General features: G+C 62.0%; 15 protein-coding genes. 5 read left to right on the top strand and 10 right to left on the bottom strand.

All coding sequences use genetic code 11. The features are described from left to right. Positions 1-31: 31 nt before the first annotated feature. Positions 32-235 carry a hypothetical protein gene (locus FJ471_RS13640; protein WP_140803808.1) on the top strand — a complete coding sequence of 68 codons (204 nt, stop codon included), beginning with the start codon at positions 32-34 and terminating at the stop codon, positions 233-235. A 256-nt stretch (positions 236-491) separates the two neighbouring features. Here FJ471_RS13640 and FJ471_RS13635 read toward each other — a convergent pair whose 3' ends face one another. From FJ471_RS13635 to ugpC, 4 genes are all read right to left on the bottom strand, one after another. Then, positions 492-1274, bottom strand: a complete 783-nt coding sequence (locus FJ471_RS13635) for a hypothetical protein (protein ID WP_140803806.1) — start codon at positions 1272-1274, stop codon at positions 492-494. A gap of 28 nt (positions 1275-1302) precedes the next feature. Next, positions 1303-2229, bottom strand: coding sequence for a ribokinase (gene rbsK, locus FJ471_RS13630; RefSeq protein WP_140803804.1), 927 nt, complete (start codon positions 2227-2229; stop codon positions 1303-1305). Positions 2230-2233: 4 nt separating this feature from the next. Next, positions 2234-2686, bottom strand: coding sequence for an RbsD/FucU family protein (locus FJ471_RS13625; RefSeq protein WP_140803802.1), 453 nt, complete (start codon positions 2684-2686; stop codon positions 2234-2236). A gap of 83 nt (positions 2687-2769) precedes the next feature. Then, on the bottom strand, positions 2770-3846 hold the full coding sequence (ugpC, locus tag FJ471_RS13620) for a sn-glycerol-3-phosphate ABC transporter ATP-binding protein UgpC (RefSeq protein ID WP_140803800.1): 1077 nt from the start codon (positions 3844-3846) through the stop codon (positions 2770-2772). Positions 3847-4127: 281 nt separating this feature from the next. Between ugpC and FJ471_RS13615 the strand changes: the two genes are divergently transcribed. The 3 genes from FJ471_RS13615 (at position 4128) to FJ471_RS13605 (ending at position 7927) form a co-directional block, all read left to right on the top strand. Beyond that, positions 4128-5792: a sugar ABC transporter substrate-binding protein gene (locus tag FJ471_RS13615; protein WP_140803798.1), complete on the top strand. Its 1665-nt coding sequence runs from the start codon at positions 4128-4130 to the stop codon at positions 5790-5792. A gap of 92 nt (positions 5793-5884) precedes the next feature. Next, complete coding sequence (locus tag FJ471_RS13610; RefSeq protein WP_140803796.1) at positions 5885-7000, top strand: sugar ABC transporter permease; 1116 nt, start codon at positions 5885-5887, stop codon at positions 6998-7000. Between the two features lie 9 nt (positions 7001-7009). Beyond that, positions 7010-7927: a carbohydrate ABC transporter permease gene (locus FJ471_RS13605; protein WP_140803794.1), complete on the top strand. Its 918-nt coding sequence runs from the start codon at positions 7010-7012 to the stop codon at positions 7925-7927. Positions 7928-8088: 161 nt separating this feature from the next. On the opposite strand, the gene FJ471_RS13600 is transcribed toward FJ471_RS13605, so the two are convergent. Both FJ471_RS13600 and FJ471_RS13595 read right to left on the bottom strand, forming a co-directional pair. After that, complete coding sequence (locus FJ471_RS13600; RefSeq protein WP_140803792.1) at positions 8089-8832, bottom strand: creatininase family protein; 744 nt, start codon at positions 8830-8832, stop codon at positions 8089-8091. A gap of 3 nt (positions 8833-8835) precedes the next feature. Further along, on the bottom strand, positions 8836-9402 hold the full coding sequence (locus tag FJ471_RS13595) for an SIS domain-containing protein (RefSeq protein ID WP_140803790.1): 567 nt from the start codon (positions 9400-9402) through the stop codon (positions 8836-8838). A 186-nt stretch (positions 9403-9588) separates the two neighbouring features. Between FJ471_RS13595 and FJ471_RS13590 the strand changes: the two genes are divergently transcribed. Then, positions 9589-10611, top strand: a complete 1023-nt coding sequence (locus FJ471_RS13590; protein ID WP_140803789.1) for an aldo/keto reductase — start codon at positions 9589-9591, stop codon at positions 10609-10611. Between the two features lie 71 nt (positions 10612-10682). Here the strand turns inward: FJ471_RS13590 and hupB are convergent, their stop codons facing one another. From hupB to FJ471_RS13570, 4 genes are all read right to left on the bottom strand, one after another. Beyond that, positions 10683-10955, bottom strand: coding sequence for a DNA-binding protein HupB (hupB, locus tag FJ471_RS13585; RefSeq protein WP_027166452.1), 273 nt, complete (start codon positions 10953-10955; stop codon positions 10683-10685). A gap of 196 nt (positions 10956-11151) precedes the next feature. After that, positions 11152-13563: an endopeptidase La gene (lon, locus tag FJ471_RS13580; RefSeq protein ID WP_140803786.1), complete on the bottom strand. Its 2412-nt coding sequence runs from the start codon at positions 13561-13563 to the stop codon at positions 11152-11154. 273 nt (positions 13564-13836) lie between these two features. Further along, the gene (gene clpX, locus FJ471_RS13575) at positions 13837-15111 is read right to left on the bottom strand and encodes an ATP-dependent Clp protease ATP-binding subunit ClpX (RefSeq protein ID WP_140677331.1); all 1275 of its coding nucleotides are present in this window, start codon (positions 15109-15111) and stop codon (positions 13837-13839) included. Positions 15112-15402: 291 nt separating this feature from the next. Further along, positions 15403-16038, bottom strand: coding sequence for an ATP-dependent Clp protease proteolytic subunit (locus FJ471_RS13570; RefSeq protein WP_140803784.1), 636 nt, complete (start codon positions 16036-16038; stop codon positions 15403-15405). Positions 16039-16343 lie beyond the last annotated feature (305 nt).

Genomic DNA, 16343 nt, shown 5'->3' with positions numbered 1-16343 from the left:
AGCCCACGGGCGAAAAGACGGGAGAGATCAGATGGCTGTGAGATGCCGTATTTCCATCGACGATGCCAGGGATGTGGACGAGTTGGCATTCCAGGAATTGCCGCGGATAGGCGAAAGCGTGTCGATGCCGGTCGAAGGATCGAACCAGGACCTTCGCGTCCTGCGGGTGGTGCACATGCCCGGTAGCGAGCAAGGCGCAACGACGATGCTGGAGTTGACCAGCAGGATTCTTTAGAGCGCCAGCGCTCGGCCCTGCCGCCCCGGCACGACGCGGGAAATCATTCACCCAGCACGATGCCGGAGGCAAGGATCTGAGCTGTCCGCCGTATGAGCGTGCCGTGTTTGAGCAGCCTCGGCTTTTGATAGGATTTCTTCATTCCGCTGTTCCGAACCGATTTCATTCGTGTCGGTCAAAGCAGCAAACGCGCTGGCTCCCGTTGCGTTCCGGACCTTGAAAGCTGGAGGAGTGGAGCTTGCGAGCGAGGCAGTCTCTACGCGAGCGGTCTCAATCGCCGCAGGATTCGACCTAGACCGCGCTTCGGAACGTTCTTGTGAACATAACTTTGCCGGCGGTGCGTCAGGCGCTTCAATTCGTGGTTGCGCATATAGGCATCCACGCGCTTTTCAAAGGATTCGCCGGCATAGTCGGGATAGCGTGCAGAAGCCGGATTTTCCTCGTTGTAGATCGGCGCGCGGAAGATGGACATCTTTACCAGGAAACATTGGTCTGAGAATCCATATCCAACGAGGAAGTCGCCTTGCTGGCCGAAGCTTTCGGATCTTGCCAGGTCGAACCGATCGTTCCAACACAGATTTGCGACGACGAGATCGCCACTGCCCTCCATCAGCCCCACAGCGTCGTCGATCCAGCGGAACCGGCGCTTCGGATAAGAATCGCCCTTATAATAGAGCAGGTAGCTGGCATCACTGATGTGAAGCGCAACCAATTCGCTGATGGAATAGAGATAGCCGCGGCCAAGGGAAGTTTTGCTGACCTGGAAAAACTCCAAGGCGGCCGCGGCATGATCATCCACGAACAGATATTCGTCGATATCGCCGCGGGCCACCGCCGCCGCCGCGGCCGCTTCCACCCGAGCGCGCTCCCTGACATTGTTGATGACCAGCCGGCGCCGGTTGAAATCATGGCAGCAACGGTCGAGGACGACGCGCAAATAACCCCTCGCAAGCATGATCTGCCAATCATTCTCATAGCAATTGGTTGTGAAATCCACAGTCGGAGCGCTGCGGTTGCGAGACGCTCGCATCTTTTCCATGGATGTTGCCGGCGACGGTGAAGCAACCTCACCTGGCAAGGAGGGTTTCCACTTCCTGCAATGCCGGCATCGACGGCGCGGTGCCCGGGCGGGTCACCGAAATGCCGGCGACTGCGCAGGCAAAGCGGATGGCCTCCAATGGCTCGACGCCTTTTGCCAAGGCTGCGGCCAGGCCGCCATTGAACGCGTCGCCCGCCCCCGTGGTCTCGACCACCGGGCCGGCATTGACCGCGCCGACATGTTCGGAAAAGGTCTTGGTGTGGAGCAAGGCGCCCTTCTCGCCGAGCGTCACGATGACCGAGCCGACACCCTTGGCCAATAGGGCATCGGCGGCGCGGCGGGCGTCGTCGACCGACGAAACCTTGATGCCGGTCAGCCCTTCTGCCTCAGTCTCGTTGGGCGTGACATAATCGCAAAGCGTGTAGATGCGATCCGGCAGGCTGGCGGCCGGCGCCGGATTGAGGATGGTCGTCACCCCTGCCCCGCGCGCGATCTCGAGCGCCTTCAATGCCGCGTCGATCGGCTGTTCGAGCTGGGTGACGAAGACGCCAGCGGACCGGATCAGCCCGGCATGCGCCTCGATGTCGGCCGGGGAAATCAGCATTGCCGCGCCCGGGCTGACGATGATCGCGTTGTTGCCGGTGCCTTCCTCGACGAAGATATAGGCCGCGCCCGTATAGCTGTCGGGCGTGTCGATGACGGCGCTTTTCACGCCTGCGTCCTTCCACGTCTGTTTGGCCATATCGGCGAAGGCATCGACGCCGAGGCGCGTCAGGAAGGTGATGTCCGCGCCGAGCTTGCCGGCGGCTACGGCCTGGTTCGATCCCTTGCCGCCCGGGCCGAGCTTGAAGGAATTGCCCAGGATCGTCTCGCCCAGCCGCGGCTGGCGATCGGCGCGATAGGCGGTGTCGGCGACGAATACACCCAGGATGACGACGGGCTTGCCTGCGGCCATGTCCTTACTCCGCATTCGGTGGCACGACGCCCTTGCGGAAGGCAAAGCAGCCATAGAAGCGGCGCTCGCCGGTCTGGATCACGCAATAGGCTTTCTTGGAGCGCTCGTAGAAGGCGTAGCGCTCGATCGAGATCATCGGCCAGGGCTTGCCCTCGGCCGCGTCGATCTCGTTTTGAACCTCCTTCTGCACCGGCGGGATTTCGTTCGGCTTGCCGACGATCTCCATGCGCGCGGCGGCATCGTTGACGAAAGTATCCAGCGGCAAGACCGACAGCACCGCCTTCACCACTTCGGCCGCCGTTGCATCGATGCGCAGCAGCTTGCCGAGCACGGTTTGCCGCGCCACGGAATCGGACGGGAAATTGGTGTCGGCGATGATCAGGTCGTCGCCATGACCCATCGCCCGCAGCGCCTGGAGCACATCGGCATTGAGCAGCGGATTGATCCCTTTGAGCATGGTTTCCTCTTGAAGGGTTGATGCGGTCTGGAGCAATTCCAGGAAAAGTGTGAGCGGTTTTCCGTCCGGAATTGCGTAAAGTTCTAAAGACGCTTGCCGGTCCCGGCGTCGAACAGGTGGACCTGGTCGAGACGCGGCTTGAGCTTGAGCGTGTCGCCCGGCTTGAAGTCGTGGCGCTCGCGAAACAGCGCCACCATCTCGCCCTCGCCGAAGCGCACGAAGGCCAGCGTCTCGGAGCCTGTCGGCTCGACCACCGAGACGGTGGATGCGACGCCGTCCGGGTGGATCTCCAGATGTTCCGGCCGCACGCCATAGACGACGGCCTGGCCGTCCTCGGCAACCGCGCTCGACGGCATCGGGAACGCCGTGCCGGCGATCTCGACGACCGGCTTCGCAGCTTTCTTCACGGTACCCCCATTTTTTACAGTACCCTTGAGCAGGTTCATCGAGGGCGAGCCGATGAAACCGGCGACGAAAAGGTTCGCCGGTCGGTCGAACAATTCGAGCGGCGCGCCAACCTGCTCGATGCGGCCGTCGCGCATCACCACGATCTTGTCGGCCATGGTCATGGCCTCGATCTGGTCGTGGGTGACGTAGATGGTGGTCGTCTTCAGCCGCTGGTGCAGTTCCTTGATCTCGGTGCGCATCTGCACGCGCAGCTTGGCGTCGAGATTGGAAAGCGGCTCGTCGAAAAGGAACACCTGCGGATTGCGCACGATCGCGCGGCCCATGGCGACGCGCTGGCGCTGACCGCCGGAAAGCTGGCGCGGGTAGCGCTTGAGATAGGGCGCGAGGTCGAGGATGTCGGCGGCGCGCTTGACCCGTTCGGCGACGACGGCCGGATCTGTACCGCGCAGCTTCAGCGCGAAGGCCATGTTCTGCTCCACCGTCTTGTGCGGATAGAGCGCGTAGTTCTGGAACACCATGGCGATGTCGCGCTTGGCTGGCGGCAGGTTGTTGACGACGCGGTCGCCGATCGAGATCGTGCCGCCGGAAACGGTCTCCAGCCCGGCCACCATCCTCAAGAGCGTGGACTTGCCGCATCCCGACGGGCCGACCAGCACGACGAACTGTCCGTCGGCAATATCGACGCTGACCTCATGCAGGACCTTGACGGTTCCGAACGCCTTGGCCACACTGCTGATCGCGACTTGAGCCATCGTCTCCCCTTTATCGTTTGCGGTGAAGCTAGCCATTGCCAACGGCAACGGCAAGTCGGTATCTTATAGATAAAAAGCCAATCTTGTTGACAAGGTAATCGATTACGCGAATAGTGGCGAGTGCCAATCCGAGAGCAGGCCTGTTACCCTGAGATCGGAGCTCCGGCGACGCAGGGTGGGGTCCCACGTCCCCGTATGATCGAGGAGAACCGAGAGACGTTTCGACGTCCGAGAGATTGGCACTTCAATTCAATCGCTGTTGTTCTGGGAGGAACCTGTAGATGAGAGTCGACCTGTATGAAAAACTGATGCGCGCCGGCGCCAGCCGCCGCGATCTGCTGAAAGGCGCGGCCAGCATGGCCGCGATCGCCGCCGCATCAGGCGCCGGGCTCGGCGCGTTGACAAGGCCCGCCGCCGCCGACGATGATTTGCGTAAGAAAATCCTGCAGATTCCCGGCGTCGGCAAGGGCCAGCCGACCGATGCCGACTTCCAGAAGGTCGGCGAGCTCTGCCTCGAAGCGACCAAAGCCAATGTCAAGGAAGGCGAGTTCGCCGGTGTCGAGCTCACCTTCATGGGCCTCAACAACCAAAACCTGCACAACGTGCTGTTCCGTGGCTTCCTGAAGCCATGGGAGGCCTATACGGGCGCCAAGATCAGCTGGATCGACCTCGCCCAGGCCGACTACAACGCCCGCCTGCAGCAGTCGATCGCCACCGGCACCGTCGACTTCGACATCATCGAGATGGGCGCGCCCTTCGAAGGCGATGTCTGCGGCAAGGGCCTCACCTCCGAGATGCCCGACTGGGTCAAGAAGCAGATCGACTTCGACGATCTCGTCAACTACCTGAAGCCGCCGGTCGGCACCTGGGACGGCAAGCAGTATCGCGTCACCATCGACGGCGACACGCACAACTTCAACTACCGCACCGACGTGTTCTCCGATGCCGACCTCGCCAAGCAGTGGAAGGATAGCGGCGCAACGACGGAATGGGGCGTGCCGAAGACCTGGCAGGAAGTGCAGGCCGTCACCAAGTTCCTCAAGGGCAAGAAATTCAAGGGCCAGGACGTCTATGGCTATCTCGACGCGCCCAAGCCCTGGGGCGGTTTCGGCTTCTACTTCCTCGGCAGCCGCGCCACCGCCTATGCCAAGCATCCGGACGACAAGGCCTGGCTGTTCGATGCCGACACGATGAAGCCGCGCGTCAACAATCCGGCCTGGGTGCGCGCCATCCAGGACGTGATCGACGCCCTGCCCTCCGAGCCCGCAGACCAGATCAATGCCGATCCGAACACGACCGCCTTCCAGCAGTTCCTGGCCGGCACCGGCTCGATGATCCCCTGGTGGGGCGACGTCGGTTCGAACGTGAAGACCAACGACTCTTCGGTCATCGGCGACGTCACCGGCTTCTCGATCCTGCCGGGCTCCGACGACGTCTACAATTCCAAGACCGGCAAGTGGGACAAGCTCGCCAGTGGGCCCAACTATGCGCCGAACTGCGCCTATCTCGGCTGGGGCGTCTATGTCATGGCGCGCGTCGACAAGGACGAGAAGAAGAAGAAGGCCGCATGGTCCGCCGCCGCCCATCTCGGCGGCAAGGACCTGTCGATCTGGACGGCGATGTATCCGTCGGGCTTCCAGCCCTACCGCAACTCCCATTTCAACATTCCGGAATGGGTGGCGGCAGGCTATGACGAGGCCTTCATCACCTCCTATCTCAAGTCGGAAGGCGACAGCTACAACCATCCGAACGCGGCGATCGAGCCGCGCATCCCCGGCATCTTCCAGTACTACTCCGCCGCCGAGGACATCCTTGCCAACACCTTCGCCGGCAAGATGAAGGCACAGGAAGGCGCCGACGCCATCGCCGCGGCCTGGGAAAAGCTGACCGACCAGATCGGCCGCGAAAACCAGATCAAGCTCTACAAAGCCTCGCTCGGCATGTAGGCTGGCTTATGAGACGTCGCGGCCCGGTGGCACATCGTCACCGGGCCGCATCTTTACCGGCCCGGCCGGTTTGAAGCGCAAAGAGGCAAGGCGTGGCTGAGCAGACTTCGACCGCGAATGCGTGGCCGGCAGATCCGGCCGACCTGATCCCGGCGGGCCGCAAGCGCCTCGGCTGGGGCCTGCTGGCCCTCGCGACGCTTGGCCTGCTGGCGATCATCGTCGTGCAGGTCCTCTACAAGACCGAGATGTCCACGGTCGGTTTCGACACCTGGCGACCGGTGATCTACGCTTACATCGTGTGGGGCGCGGCGCTCGGCGCCTGGCAGGTCTTGACGCGTGGAGAGGACGGCCAGCGCGCGCTGTTCCTTTTGCCGGCGCTGCTCTTCACCATCGCCATGGTGATCTTCCCGACCCTGTTCGGCTTCTATATCGCGCTGACCGACTGGAACCTCAGCTCGTTTGCCGGACGCAGGTTCAACGGCCTCGACAATTTCTGGCAGATGCTGGCTGATCCCTATTACCGCAACGCGCTGTTCAACATGGTGCTCTATGTGCTTGCGGTGCTGGTCGAATATGTCATCGCCTTCGGCCTGGCGCTGCTGCTCAACGCCCAGATCCGGGCCCGCAAATTCTTCCGTGTCGTCTTCCTTTTGCCGCTGATGCTGTCGCCGGTCGCCGTGTCCTGGATGGTCGGCAAATCGCTTATGGAGTACCGGTTCGGACCGGCGGCGACGCTGGCGCGTCATCTCGGCTGGGACAATCCCGCCTTCTTCTCCGACCCGATCACCGCCCGCATCTCGATCATGATGCTCGACGCCTGGACCTTCATCCCGTTCATGATGATCATGCTGCTTGCCGGCCTGCAGGCGATGTCGCGCGAGGTGCTGGAAGCCGCCCGCGTCGACGGCGCGACCGCATGGCAGACATTCTGGCAGGTCACCTTTCCGCTGATGCTGCCGGTGTCGGTGACGGCCGTGATCCTGCGCATCATCTTCAAGCTGAAGCTTGCCGACATCATCATCACCTTGACCTCCGGCGGACCCGGCGGCGCCACCGATTCCGTGTCGAGCTTCATCTACCGCGAATACCGTGACCGCTCGAATGTCGGCTACGGCACCATGCTGGCCATGGCCTATCTGATCATCATCGTCGTGTTCGTGACCTGGCTCCTGAAATTCGCCAGTCGTTTCGTGCGCAACGTCAACTGAGCGGCCGTCATGAGCGTCCAGACCACCGACTACACCGTTTCCGAAATCCGCTCACCGGCGGCCTTCATCGCCAGCCGCGTCTTCATCTACGGCGCGCTTGTCTTCTGGGCATTCGTGTGCCTGTTCCCGATCTACTGGACGATCACCACCTCGTTCAAATCGGCGGTCGACGTCACGCAAGGCCATCTCGTTCCCTTCGTCGACTTCCAGCCGGACTGGAAGGGCTGGCGCTCGCTCGGCCTGTCGCCGGATTCGATCTTCCAGACATCGACCGTGCGCGACGAATTCCTCAAGCGCTTCATGAATTCGGTCATCACCTCCGTCGGCGCATCGGGCCTCGCCATCATCATCGGCAGCCTCGCGGCCTATGGCCTTGTTCGCTACCGCTACAAGTTCGCCTGGTTCAAGAACGAGGACATCTCTTTCTTCTTCCTGTCGCAGTTGATCCTGCCGCCGGTCGTGCTGGCGCTGCCTTTCCTGGTGCTCTACCGCGAAGTCGCCCTCCTCGACACGCGCATCGGGCTCGTGCTCCTCTACACGCTGATGGTGCTGCCGATCGTCATCTGGATCATGCGCGACCAGTTCAACTCCATTCCCGTCGAATTGGAGGAGGCAGCTTTGGTCGACGGGCTGTCGATCTGGGGCGCCTTCTTCCGCATCGTCATGCCGATCGCGCTGCCGGGCATGGTCGCCGCTTTCATCCTGGCGATGGTGCTGTGCTGGAACGAGTATTTCTTCGCCGCGCTTCTGACGTCGACCGATGCCAAGACAATCCCCGTCATGGTGGCGAGCCAGACCGGCTCGCAAGGCATCAACTGGTGGTCGATGGCGGCCCTTGCCACGGCAGCGATCGCGCCGCTGGCCATCATCGGCATCGCGCTCGAGCGCTACCTGATCATGGGCATGACCGCCGGCTCGGTGAAATAGGCGGGAGCCTCTCTTTCTCCCCCTGAGGGAGAAGGTGGATCGGCGCGCAGCGCCAAGACGGATGAGGGGTGTTCCAGCGGAGCGAGACGCCGGCGTTCCCTGGAACACCCCTCATCCGCTTCTCCCACAAGGCTCCCACAAGGGGAGAAGGAAGAGCCACGCTATCGCACCAAGATCGACCTTAAATGGTCGAGGATCATGGCGACGCCGATGTTGCCGAGACCGGCCGAAGCTTCCGAAGCGCCCCTGGTGTACCAGCCGGTATTGTCCGCGAAATGCTTCTCGTCCACCGCCTCGGGGCATAGCGCCAGCATCAGCGAGGTTTCGCCGATGCCGGCATGGTCGAACGGATATTTGCCGTTCATCGTCGCCGGCATCAGCGGATGCACCTGCACCCAATTGAAGACATTCTCGCCCTGCGCATGGCCGGCATAGTAATCGGCCATGCTGTTGGAACCCCACCAGCCCTCGCCACGCTCCTTCTCCAGGAAGCGGAAGATCGCCTGCCGACCGGCGGTCTTGAAGGCGAGGTCTGTCGGCATGCCGGCCGCGAAATTCTCGGTCTGGTGGTGGATGATGGCGTGGATGTTGCGAAAGCCGATGCGCAGCAGGCCATAGAACAATTCCTCCGCGAAAGGCGAAAGCACCTTACCGCCGACCTGCACCGAGCCGCTGCCTTCCGGCACCGCGACCGCATAGCTTGCCGCGCCGTAGTAGAAAGGTGGGAGGATGACGATGTCCCTCTCCTTCTCGATCAGTTCCACCGTCTTGATGACGGCCAGCGTGTCCATGCCGACCGCCATGTGCTCGCCATGGTATTCGAGCACGCCGAGTGGGAGCACGACCGGCCAGTTCTCCTCGATCGCCTTGCGGATCTGGTGCGGCAGCATCAGCTCGTAGCGCATCCCCTACTCCATATTGGTGTGCCTGGCGCGCATCGCTTCCGGCGTGGCATTGGTCAGGCGTTTAAGCTTCAGCACCATGATTTCGAACAGAAGGAACAGCGCGCCTTCGAACAGCGAGCCCATCGGCAGCACTGAGGTCCTTGCCGCGCCCTGGTCGCTGGCCATCGTCTGCGCCGGGATGAGCAGGGTGAAATCGGCGAGCTTTGCGGCGCTGCCTGCCGGTTCGGCCGTCAAAAGCAGCACTTTCGCCCCGGCCTCGCGGGCAACCCGCATCAGGGTCAGCACCGTGCTGGTCTCGCCGGGCCCTGAGCTCGCCAGGAAGACATCGCCCTCTCCGAGCGGCGGCGTGGTCATGTCGCCGACGACCGACACCGGCAGGCCGAGATGGTAGAGCCGCATGGCAAAGCCCTTCACCTGCAGCGCCTCGCGGCCGCAGCCATAGGCGGCAATCCTGCCGGCGCCGGCAAGCATTGCGCAGGCGGCGTCGATCCGGGCTTCATCCGTGCGCGCCAGCACCGCGCCAAGCTCGTCCAGCGCGGTCGCGAACAGGACTGATCCGACTTTGGTCATGACGGCCCACCCTCCTGCCGAGGTATCGCTTGGCTCTACGGATTTGGCGGCTGACCGCCTGCGAAAGGCTTGTTTTTGTTCATGCTACCACCGCGAAAATCGCTGTCCAACGAGCCTCGGCACTTTTGCTGGGCCACGAGCGTGATAGTGTCATGTCAGACAAATCACTCCGGGACATCGTCAGACATGAAGACACGGCATTTCGACCGCATCGGCAATGGCGGCATCACCTTCACCGAGCTGGGTTTCGGCACCGCGCCGCTCGGTAATCTCTACCGCGCCGTCTCCGACGAGGACGCCAATGCCACCTTGCAAGCGGCATGGGCGACCGGTTGCCGCTACTATGATACGGCCCCGCTTTACGGCCTCGGCCTGTCGGAGACCCGCCTGAACCCGTTCCTGCGCGGCAAAAAGCGCGACGACTATGTGTTGTCGAGCAAGGTCGGCCGCATCATGCGCGTCGCCCCGCCGGACCAGCGCACCGGCATCGGCAAGTTCTTCGAGACGCCGTCGCGCCGCGAGGTCTACGACTACAGCTATGACGGCGTCATGCGCTCCTTCGAGGCCTCGCTGGAGCGTCTTGGTGTCGATCGCATCGACATCCTGTTCGTCCACGACGTCGACATCTTCACCCATGGCAGCAGGGAAGCCTCGGATGCCCGCATCGAGGAGTTCATGTCGTCCGGCTATTACGGGTTGCTGGCGCTGCGCGACCAGGGCGTCATCAAGGCTTTCGGCGGCGGCATCAACGAGTGGCAGGTCGCCCAGACGCTTGCCGAACGCGGCGACTTCGACCTGTTCCTGCTGGCCGGCCGCTACACGCTGCTCGAGCAGGAGGCGCTGCAATCCTTCCTGCCGCTTTGCCAGAAGCGCGGCAGCGGTATCGTGCTGGGCGGCCCCTATAATTCCGGCGTGCTTGCAACCGGACCGAAGCCCGGCGCCTTCTACAATTACAGCGAGGCGCCGAAAGAGATCCTGGATCGCGTGGCGCGTATCGAAGCCGTCTGCAAGCGCCACAATGTACGCCTGATCGAGGCGGCTCTGCAGTTCCCGCTGCAGCATCCTTCGGTCATGTCGGTGATCCCTGGCGGCCAGCGGCCGGCCGAGGTCGAAAGCAACCGCGCGCTGCTGGACACCAAGATACCGGCGGCGCTGTGGGCGGATTTGAAACAGGAAGGCCTGATGCGCGCCGACGCGCCGACGGCCTGAGCCGCCGCCCATCAGCTGCAAAAAAGAAAAGCCGGGCAAGCCCGGCTTTTCTGCTCTTAAAGAAAAAGATCTTAGTTGACCGCGTCCTTGAGGCCCTTGCCGGCCGAGAACTTCGGCACGGTGCGCGCCGGAATCTTCACTTCCGCGCCGGTCTGCGGATTGCGGCCGGTCGAAGCAGCGCGTTTTGACACGGTGAAATTTCCGAAGCCGACAAGCCGGACATCGCCGCCCTTCTTCAGTTCGCCAGTGATCACGGAGAACACCGCATCGACGGCAGACTGCGCATCAGCCTTCGAAATGCTTGCGGAGTCGGCGACGGCGGACACCAGTTCGTTCTTGTTCATAAAAATTCCCTTCCATGAGAAAACCGGAACTTACGACTCATCCGGCAGGAAACGGACTTTAGAAAGAAGCGTTCCGGAACCCAAGCCAAAAACCGCGGAATTCCGGGCTTTTTTGCATTTTTTCGTGGCTTTTTCACATGAAAAAGCCGGGCTCGAAGCCCGGCTCTCTCTTTGTGCGTTGCAACGTTAGCAAAAGCTAATGTGCAAGCGACTTTCCGGCATCGTCGCCGCTGTCGACCGGAGCCGGCGTATTGACCGGCTCGACCCACTCGATCGGCTCCGGCATCCTGGTGAGCGCGTGCGCGAGCACCTCGCCGACCCGCGAGACCGGCACGATCTCCATGCCGTTCTTCACATTGTCCGGAATCTCCGCCAGATCCTTGACGTTCTCTTCCGGTATCAGCACCTTCTTGATGCCGCCGCGCAGTGCCGCGAGCAGCTTCTCCTTCAGGCCGCCGATCGGCAGGATACGGCCACGCAGCGTGATCTCGCCGGTCATCGCCACATCAGCCCGGACCGGGATACCCGTCAGTACCGACACGATGGCCGTGGCCATGGCAGCGCCGGCGGACGGGCCGTCCTTCGGGGTCGCGCCTTCCGGCAAGTGGACGTGGATGTCACGCTTGTCGAACAGCGGCGGCTCGATGCCGAAATCGATGGCGCGCGAGCGGACATAGGACGCCGCTGCCGAAATCGATTCCTTCATCACGTCGCGCAGATTGCCGGTCACCGTCATGCGGCCCTTGCCGGGCATCATGACGCCTTCGACCGTCAGCAGCTCGCCGCCGACTTCGGTCCAGGCAAGACCCGTGACCACGCCGACCTGATCGTCGGCCTCGACCTGGCCGAAGCGGAAGCGCGGCACACCGAGATAATCGGCAAGGTTGTCCGCCGTGATCTTCACCGTCTTCTTCTTCGTCCGCAGGATCTCGGTCACCGCCTTGCGGCCGAGCTTCATCAGCTCGCGCTCAAGGCTGCGCACGCCGGCTTCCCGCGTGTAGGTCTGGATGATGCCGCGGATCGCGTCCTCGCCGACCGAGAACTCGTTCGGCTGGAGCGCGTGGTCGCGGATCACCTTGGGCATCAGGTGACGCTTGGCGATTTCGATCTTCTCGTCCTCGGTGTAGCCGGCGATGCGGATGATCTCCATGCGGTCCATCAAGGGCGCAGGGATGTTCAGCGTGTTCGCCGTCGTCACGAACATCACGCTCGACAGGTCGTATTCGACCTCGAGGTAATGGTCCATGAACGTCGAGTTCTGCTCCGGATCGAGCACCTCGAGCAGGGCCGATGACGGATCGCCGCGGAAGTCCTGGCCCATCTTGTCGATCTCGTCGAGCAGGAAGAGCGGGTTGGACTTCTTGGCCTTCTTCATCGACTGGATGACCTTGCCGGGCATCGAGCCGATATAGGTCCGCCTGTGACCGCGGATCTCGGCCTCGTCACGCACGCCGCCAAGCGCCATGCGGATGAACTCGCGGCCGGTCGCCTTGGCGATCGACTTGCCGAGCGAGGTCTTGCCGACGCCGGGCGGTCCGACGAGGCACAGGATCGGCCCCTTCAGCTTCTTCTGGCGGCTCTGCACGGCGAGATATTCGACGATACGCTCCTTGACCTTGTCGAGGCCGAAATGATCGGTGTCGAGCACGTTCTGGGCGAACGCAAGGTCCTGCTTGACCTTGGAGTTCTTGCCCCACGGGATCGACAGCAGCCAGTCGAGATAGTTGCGCACGACCGTCGATTCAGCCGACATCGGCGACATCGAACGCAGCTTCTTCAGTTCGGCTTCCGCCTTCTCGCGGGCCTCCTTGGAAAGCTTGGTCTTCTTGATGCGCGCCTCGATTTCGGCTGCCTCGTCGCGGCCGTCCTCGCCTTCGCCGAGCTCCTTCTGGATCGCCTTCATCTGCTCGTTGAGGTAGTACTCGCGCTGCGTCTTCTCCATCTGGCGCTTGACGCGCGAACGGATGCGCTTTTCCACCTGGAGCACGGAGATTTCGGCTTCCATGAAGCCCATCGCCTTCTCCAGACGCTCCTTGACGGAAAGCGTGGCGAGCATTTCCTGCTTCTCGGGAATCTTGATGGCGAGATGCGAGGCAACCGTATCGGCGAGCTTGGAATAGTCGTCGATCTGGCTGGCGGCACCCACCACTTCGGGCGAGATCTTCTTGTTCAGCTTGACGTAATTCTCGAAGTCGGTGACGACCGAGCGGGCAAGCGCCTCGATTTCGACCTCTTCCTCTTCCGGTTCGGTCAACGCGGTGGCGCGGGCCTCATGGAAATCGGCGCGGTCGGTAAACGAGACGATCTTGGCGCGCGAGGCGCCCTCGACCAGAACCTTCACGGTGCCGTCGGGCAGCTTCAAAAGCTGCAGCACATTGGCGAGCGTGCCGATGTCGAAAATCGCATCGGGCTCAGGATCGTCGTCGGCTGCATTCATCTGGGTGGCAAGCAGGATCTGCTTTTCCTGACCCATCACCTCTTCCAGCGCCTTGATCGACTTTTCACGGCCCACGAAGAGCGGAACGATCATATGCGGGAACACGACGATATCGCGCAGTGGGAGGACTGCGAAAACGCCGTCGCCGGAAGCCTTGGATATCTTGGCCATTGTCCAACCTTTCATGTCGCGGCTGCTTATTTAGCCAACCGCGAATCTCATATTAACGACCGAGTGTCGTTCCGCCTACCACCGTTTGTGACGGGAGTTTTACAGCACAGAATTCGGCGCCTCGGCCTTCCAGTGTTAGGTGGATGCAGCCGGGGCAAAGATCAAGAGCTAACACGGTTGCTCGATCCCTTCCATTGCATAGCGCCACGCCTCTCACAGCAAAACGGCGCCACGCGGGCGCCGTTCCATGAAAATTGTGGGGTCAAACGCCATTCAGGCGCTGACATTGCCCTTCTTTTCCTTCTGCTCGGAATAGATGTAGAGCGGCCGGGCGCTGCCGGTCACCACTTCTTCCGAAATCACCACCTCGCGCACGCCTTCCAGCGCCGGAAGCTCGAACATGGTGTCGAGCAGGATCGCTTCCATGATCGAGCGCAGGCCGCGCGCGCCGGTCTTGCGCTCGATGGCGCGCTTGGCGATCGCCGACAGCGCGTTCTCGTGGAAGGTCAGGTCGACATTCTCCATCTCGAACAGCCGCTGATACTGCTTGACCAGCGCGTTCTTCGGCTCGGTCAGGATCTGGATCAGCGCCGGCTCGTCGAGGTCTTCCAGCGTCGCCAGCACCGGCAGACGGCCGACGAATTCCGGGATCAGGCCGAATTTCAGCAGATCCTCGGGCTCGACCTGGCGGAACAGGTCGCCGGTGCGCCGGTCCTCGGGCGAGGCAACGGTCGCGCCGAAGCCGATCGAGGTCTTGCGGCCGCGGTCCGAGATGATCTTGTCGAGGCCCGCGAAAGCGCCGCCGCAGATGAACAGGATGTTGGCGGTGTCGACCTGCAGGAACTCCTGCTGCGGATGCTTGCGGCCGCCCTGCGGCGGCACGGAGGCGACCGTGCCTTCCATGATCTTCAGGAGCGCCTGCTGCACGCCCTCGCCCGACACGTCGCGGGTGATCGAAGGATTGTCCGACTTGCGCGAAATCTTGTCGATTTCGTCGATATAGACGATGCCGCGCTGGGCGCGCTCGACATTGTAGTCGGCGGACTGCAGCAGTTTCAGGATGATGTTCTCGACGTCCTCGCCGACGTAACCGGCCTCGGTCAGCGTCGTGGCGTCGGCCATGGTGAACGGCACGTCGATGATGCGGGCGAGCGTCTGCGCCAAGAGCGTCTTGCCGCAGCCGGTCGGGCCGATCAGCAGGATGTTCGACTTGGCCAGCTCGACATCGTTGCTTTTGCCGGCATGCGCCAGGCGCTTATAGTGGTTGTGGACCGCCACCGACAGCACGCGCTTGGCGTAAGGCTGGCCGATGACGTAGTCGTCGAGGACCTTGAGGATCTCCTGCGGGGTCGGCACGCCCTCGCGCGACTTCACCATCGAGGTCTTGTTCTCCTCGCGGATGATGTCCATGCAGAGCTCGACGCATTCGTCGCAGATGAAGACCGTCGGCCCGGCGATCAGCTTGCGGACTTCGTGCTGGCTCTTGCCGCAAAACGAGCAGTAAAGCGTGTTCTTTGAATCACCGCCGCCGTTGCTGACCTTGCTCATTTTACTGTCCTTTCACCGACGCCCTGCGACCGCCTGGCTTTGAGTGACGTCTCACCAATCTATCGCGGGAATCCGCCACCGCCAGTGTTCCGGCTCACACAGCGCATTCCGTACGAAACACAATTCAGAAAACGCGGCAATGATTCGCAGCAACCCCACGCAAAGCTAAGCCGTCGAAAATCAACATAGCCTTAACGTAGGCAATCCCAACGCCTGTGGGAACAGCCAAATGTGGCCGAAATGCCGCAAGACACGCCAAAACCGCGTTATGCTGCCATTTGCCGTCGATGGTCAGGCTGAAGCCGTAGCGGTCTCGACGGCCTCGCGGCTTGAGATTACCCTGTCGATCAGACCGAAGTCCTTGGCCTCGTCCGCGGTCATGAAGTGGTCGCGGTCGAGCGTCTTCTCGATCTCGTCATAGCTCTTGCCGGTGTGCTTGACATAGACCTCGTTCAGGCGGCGCTTCAGCTTGATGATGTCCTGCGCATGACGTTCGATGTCCGAAGCCTGACCCTGGAAGCCGCCGGACGGCTGGTGGACCATGATCCGGGCGTTCGGGGTGGCGAAGCGCATGTCCTTGTGGCCGGCGGTCAGAAGCAGCGAGCCCATCGAGGCGGCCTGGCCGATGCAGAGCGTCGACACCGCCGGCTTGATGAACTGCATCGTGTCATAGATCGCCATGCCCGAGGTGACGACGCCACCCGGCGAATTGATATAGAGGTTGATTTCCTTCTTGGGGTTTTCCGCCTCGAGGAACAAAAGCTGTGCACAAACCAGCGTCGCCATCCCGTCCTCGACCGGACCGGTGATGAAGATGATGCGTTCCTTCAAGAGGCGCGAGAAGATGTCGTAGGCACGCTCGCCACGATTGGTCTGCTCGACCACCATCGGAACGAGGTTCATGTAGGTTTCAACGGGGTTATTCATGGACTACCCTTGTTGGAGATGGATTCCGGCGCCTCGGTATATCAGCAATCGCGCGGAATCGTTCTGGATCGGTTACGGTCTAAATAGGATGCCGGCTCACCCTAGCGCAAGGCCGCCTCTCCTAGCCATCTGGTTAAGTCTAGTAAAGCGTTGCGGCGTCGGCGGCTGAGGCGAATTGGACCTATGAGACGGCTCGGTCCCGGTTGTCGAACCTAAGCCATTGGCAAGGTAGCAATTCCTTAACCGCGCCGCTTAACGAAAAGCCTTGAAATCGCTGTCCGCCCCCGGAGCTTCGGTTACAGTCC

Origin of the sequence: Mesorhizobium sp. B2-7-1 (assembly GCF_006440735.1) — a bacterium.
Classification (GTDB): Bacteria; Pseudomonadota; Alphaproteobacteria; order Rhizobiales; family Rhizobiaceae; genus Mesorhizobium.
Note: the sequence above shows the minus strand (reverse complement) of the source record. Positions and strands in the feature narration are given on the sequence as shown.

Excerpts from the sequence above, each read along its gene's own strand:
- rbsK (WP_140803804.1), bottom strand. The coding sequence starts at position 2,229 with ATGGCCGCAGGCAAGCCCGTCGTCATCCTGGGTGTATTCGTCGCCGAC.
- FJ471_RS13605 (WP_140803794.1), top strand. The coding sequence starts at position 7,010 with ATGAGCGTCCAGACCACCGACTACACCGTTTCCGAAATCCGCTCACCG.
- lon (WP_140803786.1), bottom strand. The coding sequence starts at position 13,563 with ATGGCCAAGATATCCAAGGCTTCCGGCGACGGCGTTTTCGCAGTCCTC.
- FJ471_RS13625 (WP_140803802.1), bottom strand. The coding sequence starts at position 2,686 with ATGCTCAAAGGGATCAATCCGCTGCTCAATGCCGATGTGCTCCAGGCG.
- FJ471_RS13640 (WP_140803808.1), top strand. The coding sequence starts at position 32 with ATGGCTGTGAGATGCCGTATTTCCATCGACGATGCCAGGGATGTGGAC.
- hupB (WP_027166452.1), bottom strand. The coding sequence starts at position 10,955 with ATGAACAAGAACGAACTGGTGTCCGCCGTCGCCGACTCCGCAAGCATT.
- FJ471_RS13600 (WP_140803792.1), bottom strand. The coding sequence starts at position 8,832 with ATGCGCTACGAGCTGATGCTGCCGCACCAGATCCGCAAGGCGATCGAG.
- FJ471_RS13570 (WP_140803784.1), bottom strand. The coding sequence starts at position 16,038 with ATGAATAACCCCGTTGAAACCTACATGAACCTCGTTCCGATGGTGGTC.
- clpX (WP_140677331.1), bottom strand. The coding sequence starts at position 15,111 with ATGAGCAAGGTCAGCAACGGCGGCGGTGATTCAAAGAACACGCTTTAC.
- FJ471_RS13615 (WP_140803798.1), top strand. The coding sequence starts at position 4,128 with ATGAGAGTCGACCTGTATGAAAAACTGATGCGCGCCGGCGCCAGCCGC.
- ugpC (WP_140803800.1), bottom strand. The coding sequence starts at position 3,846 with ATGGCTCAAGTCGCGATCAGCAGTGTGGCCAAGGCGTTCGGAACCGTC.
- FJ471_RS13590 (WP_140803789.1), top strand. The coding sequence starts at position 9,589 with ATGAAGACACGGCATTTCGACCGCATCGGCAATGGCGGCATCACCTTC.
- FJ471_RS13595 (WP_140803790.1), bottom strand. The coding sequence starts at position 9,402 with ATGACCAAAGTCGGATCAGTCCTGTTCGCGACCGCGCTGGACGAGCTT.
- FJ471_RS13635 (WP_140803806.1), bottom strand. The coding sequence starts at position 1,274 with ATGGAAAAGATGCGAGCGTCTCGCAACCGCAGCGCTCCGACTGTGGAT.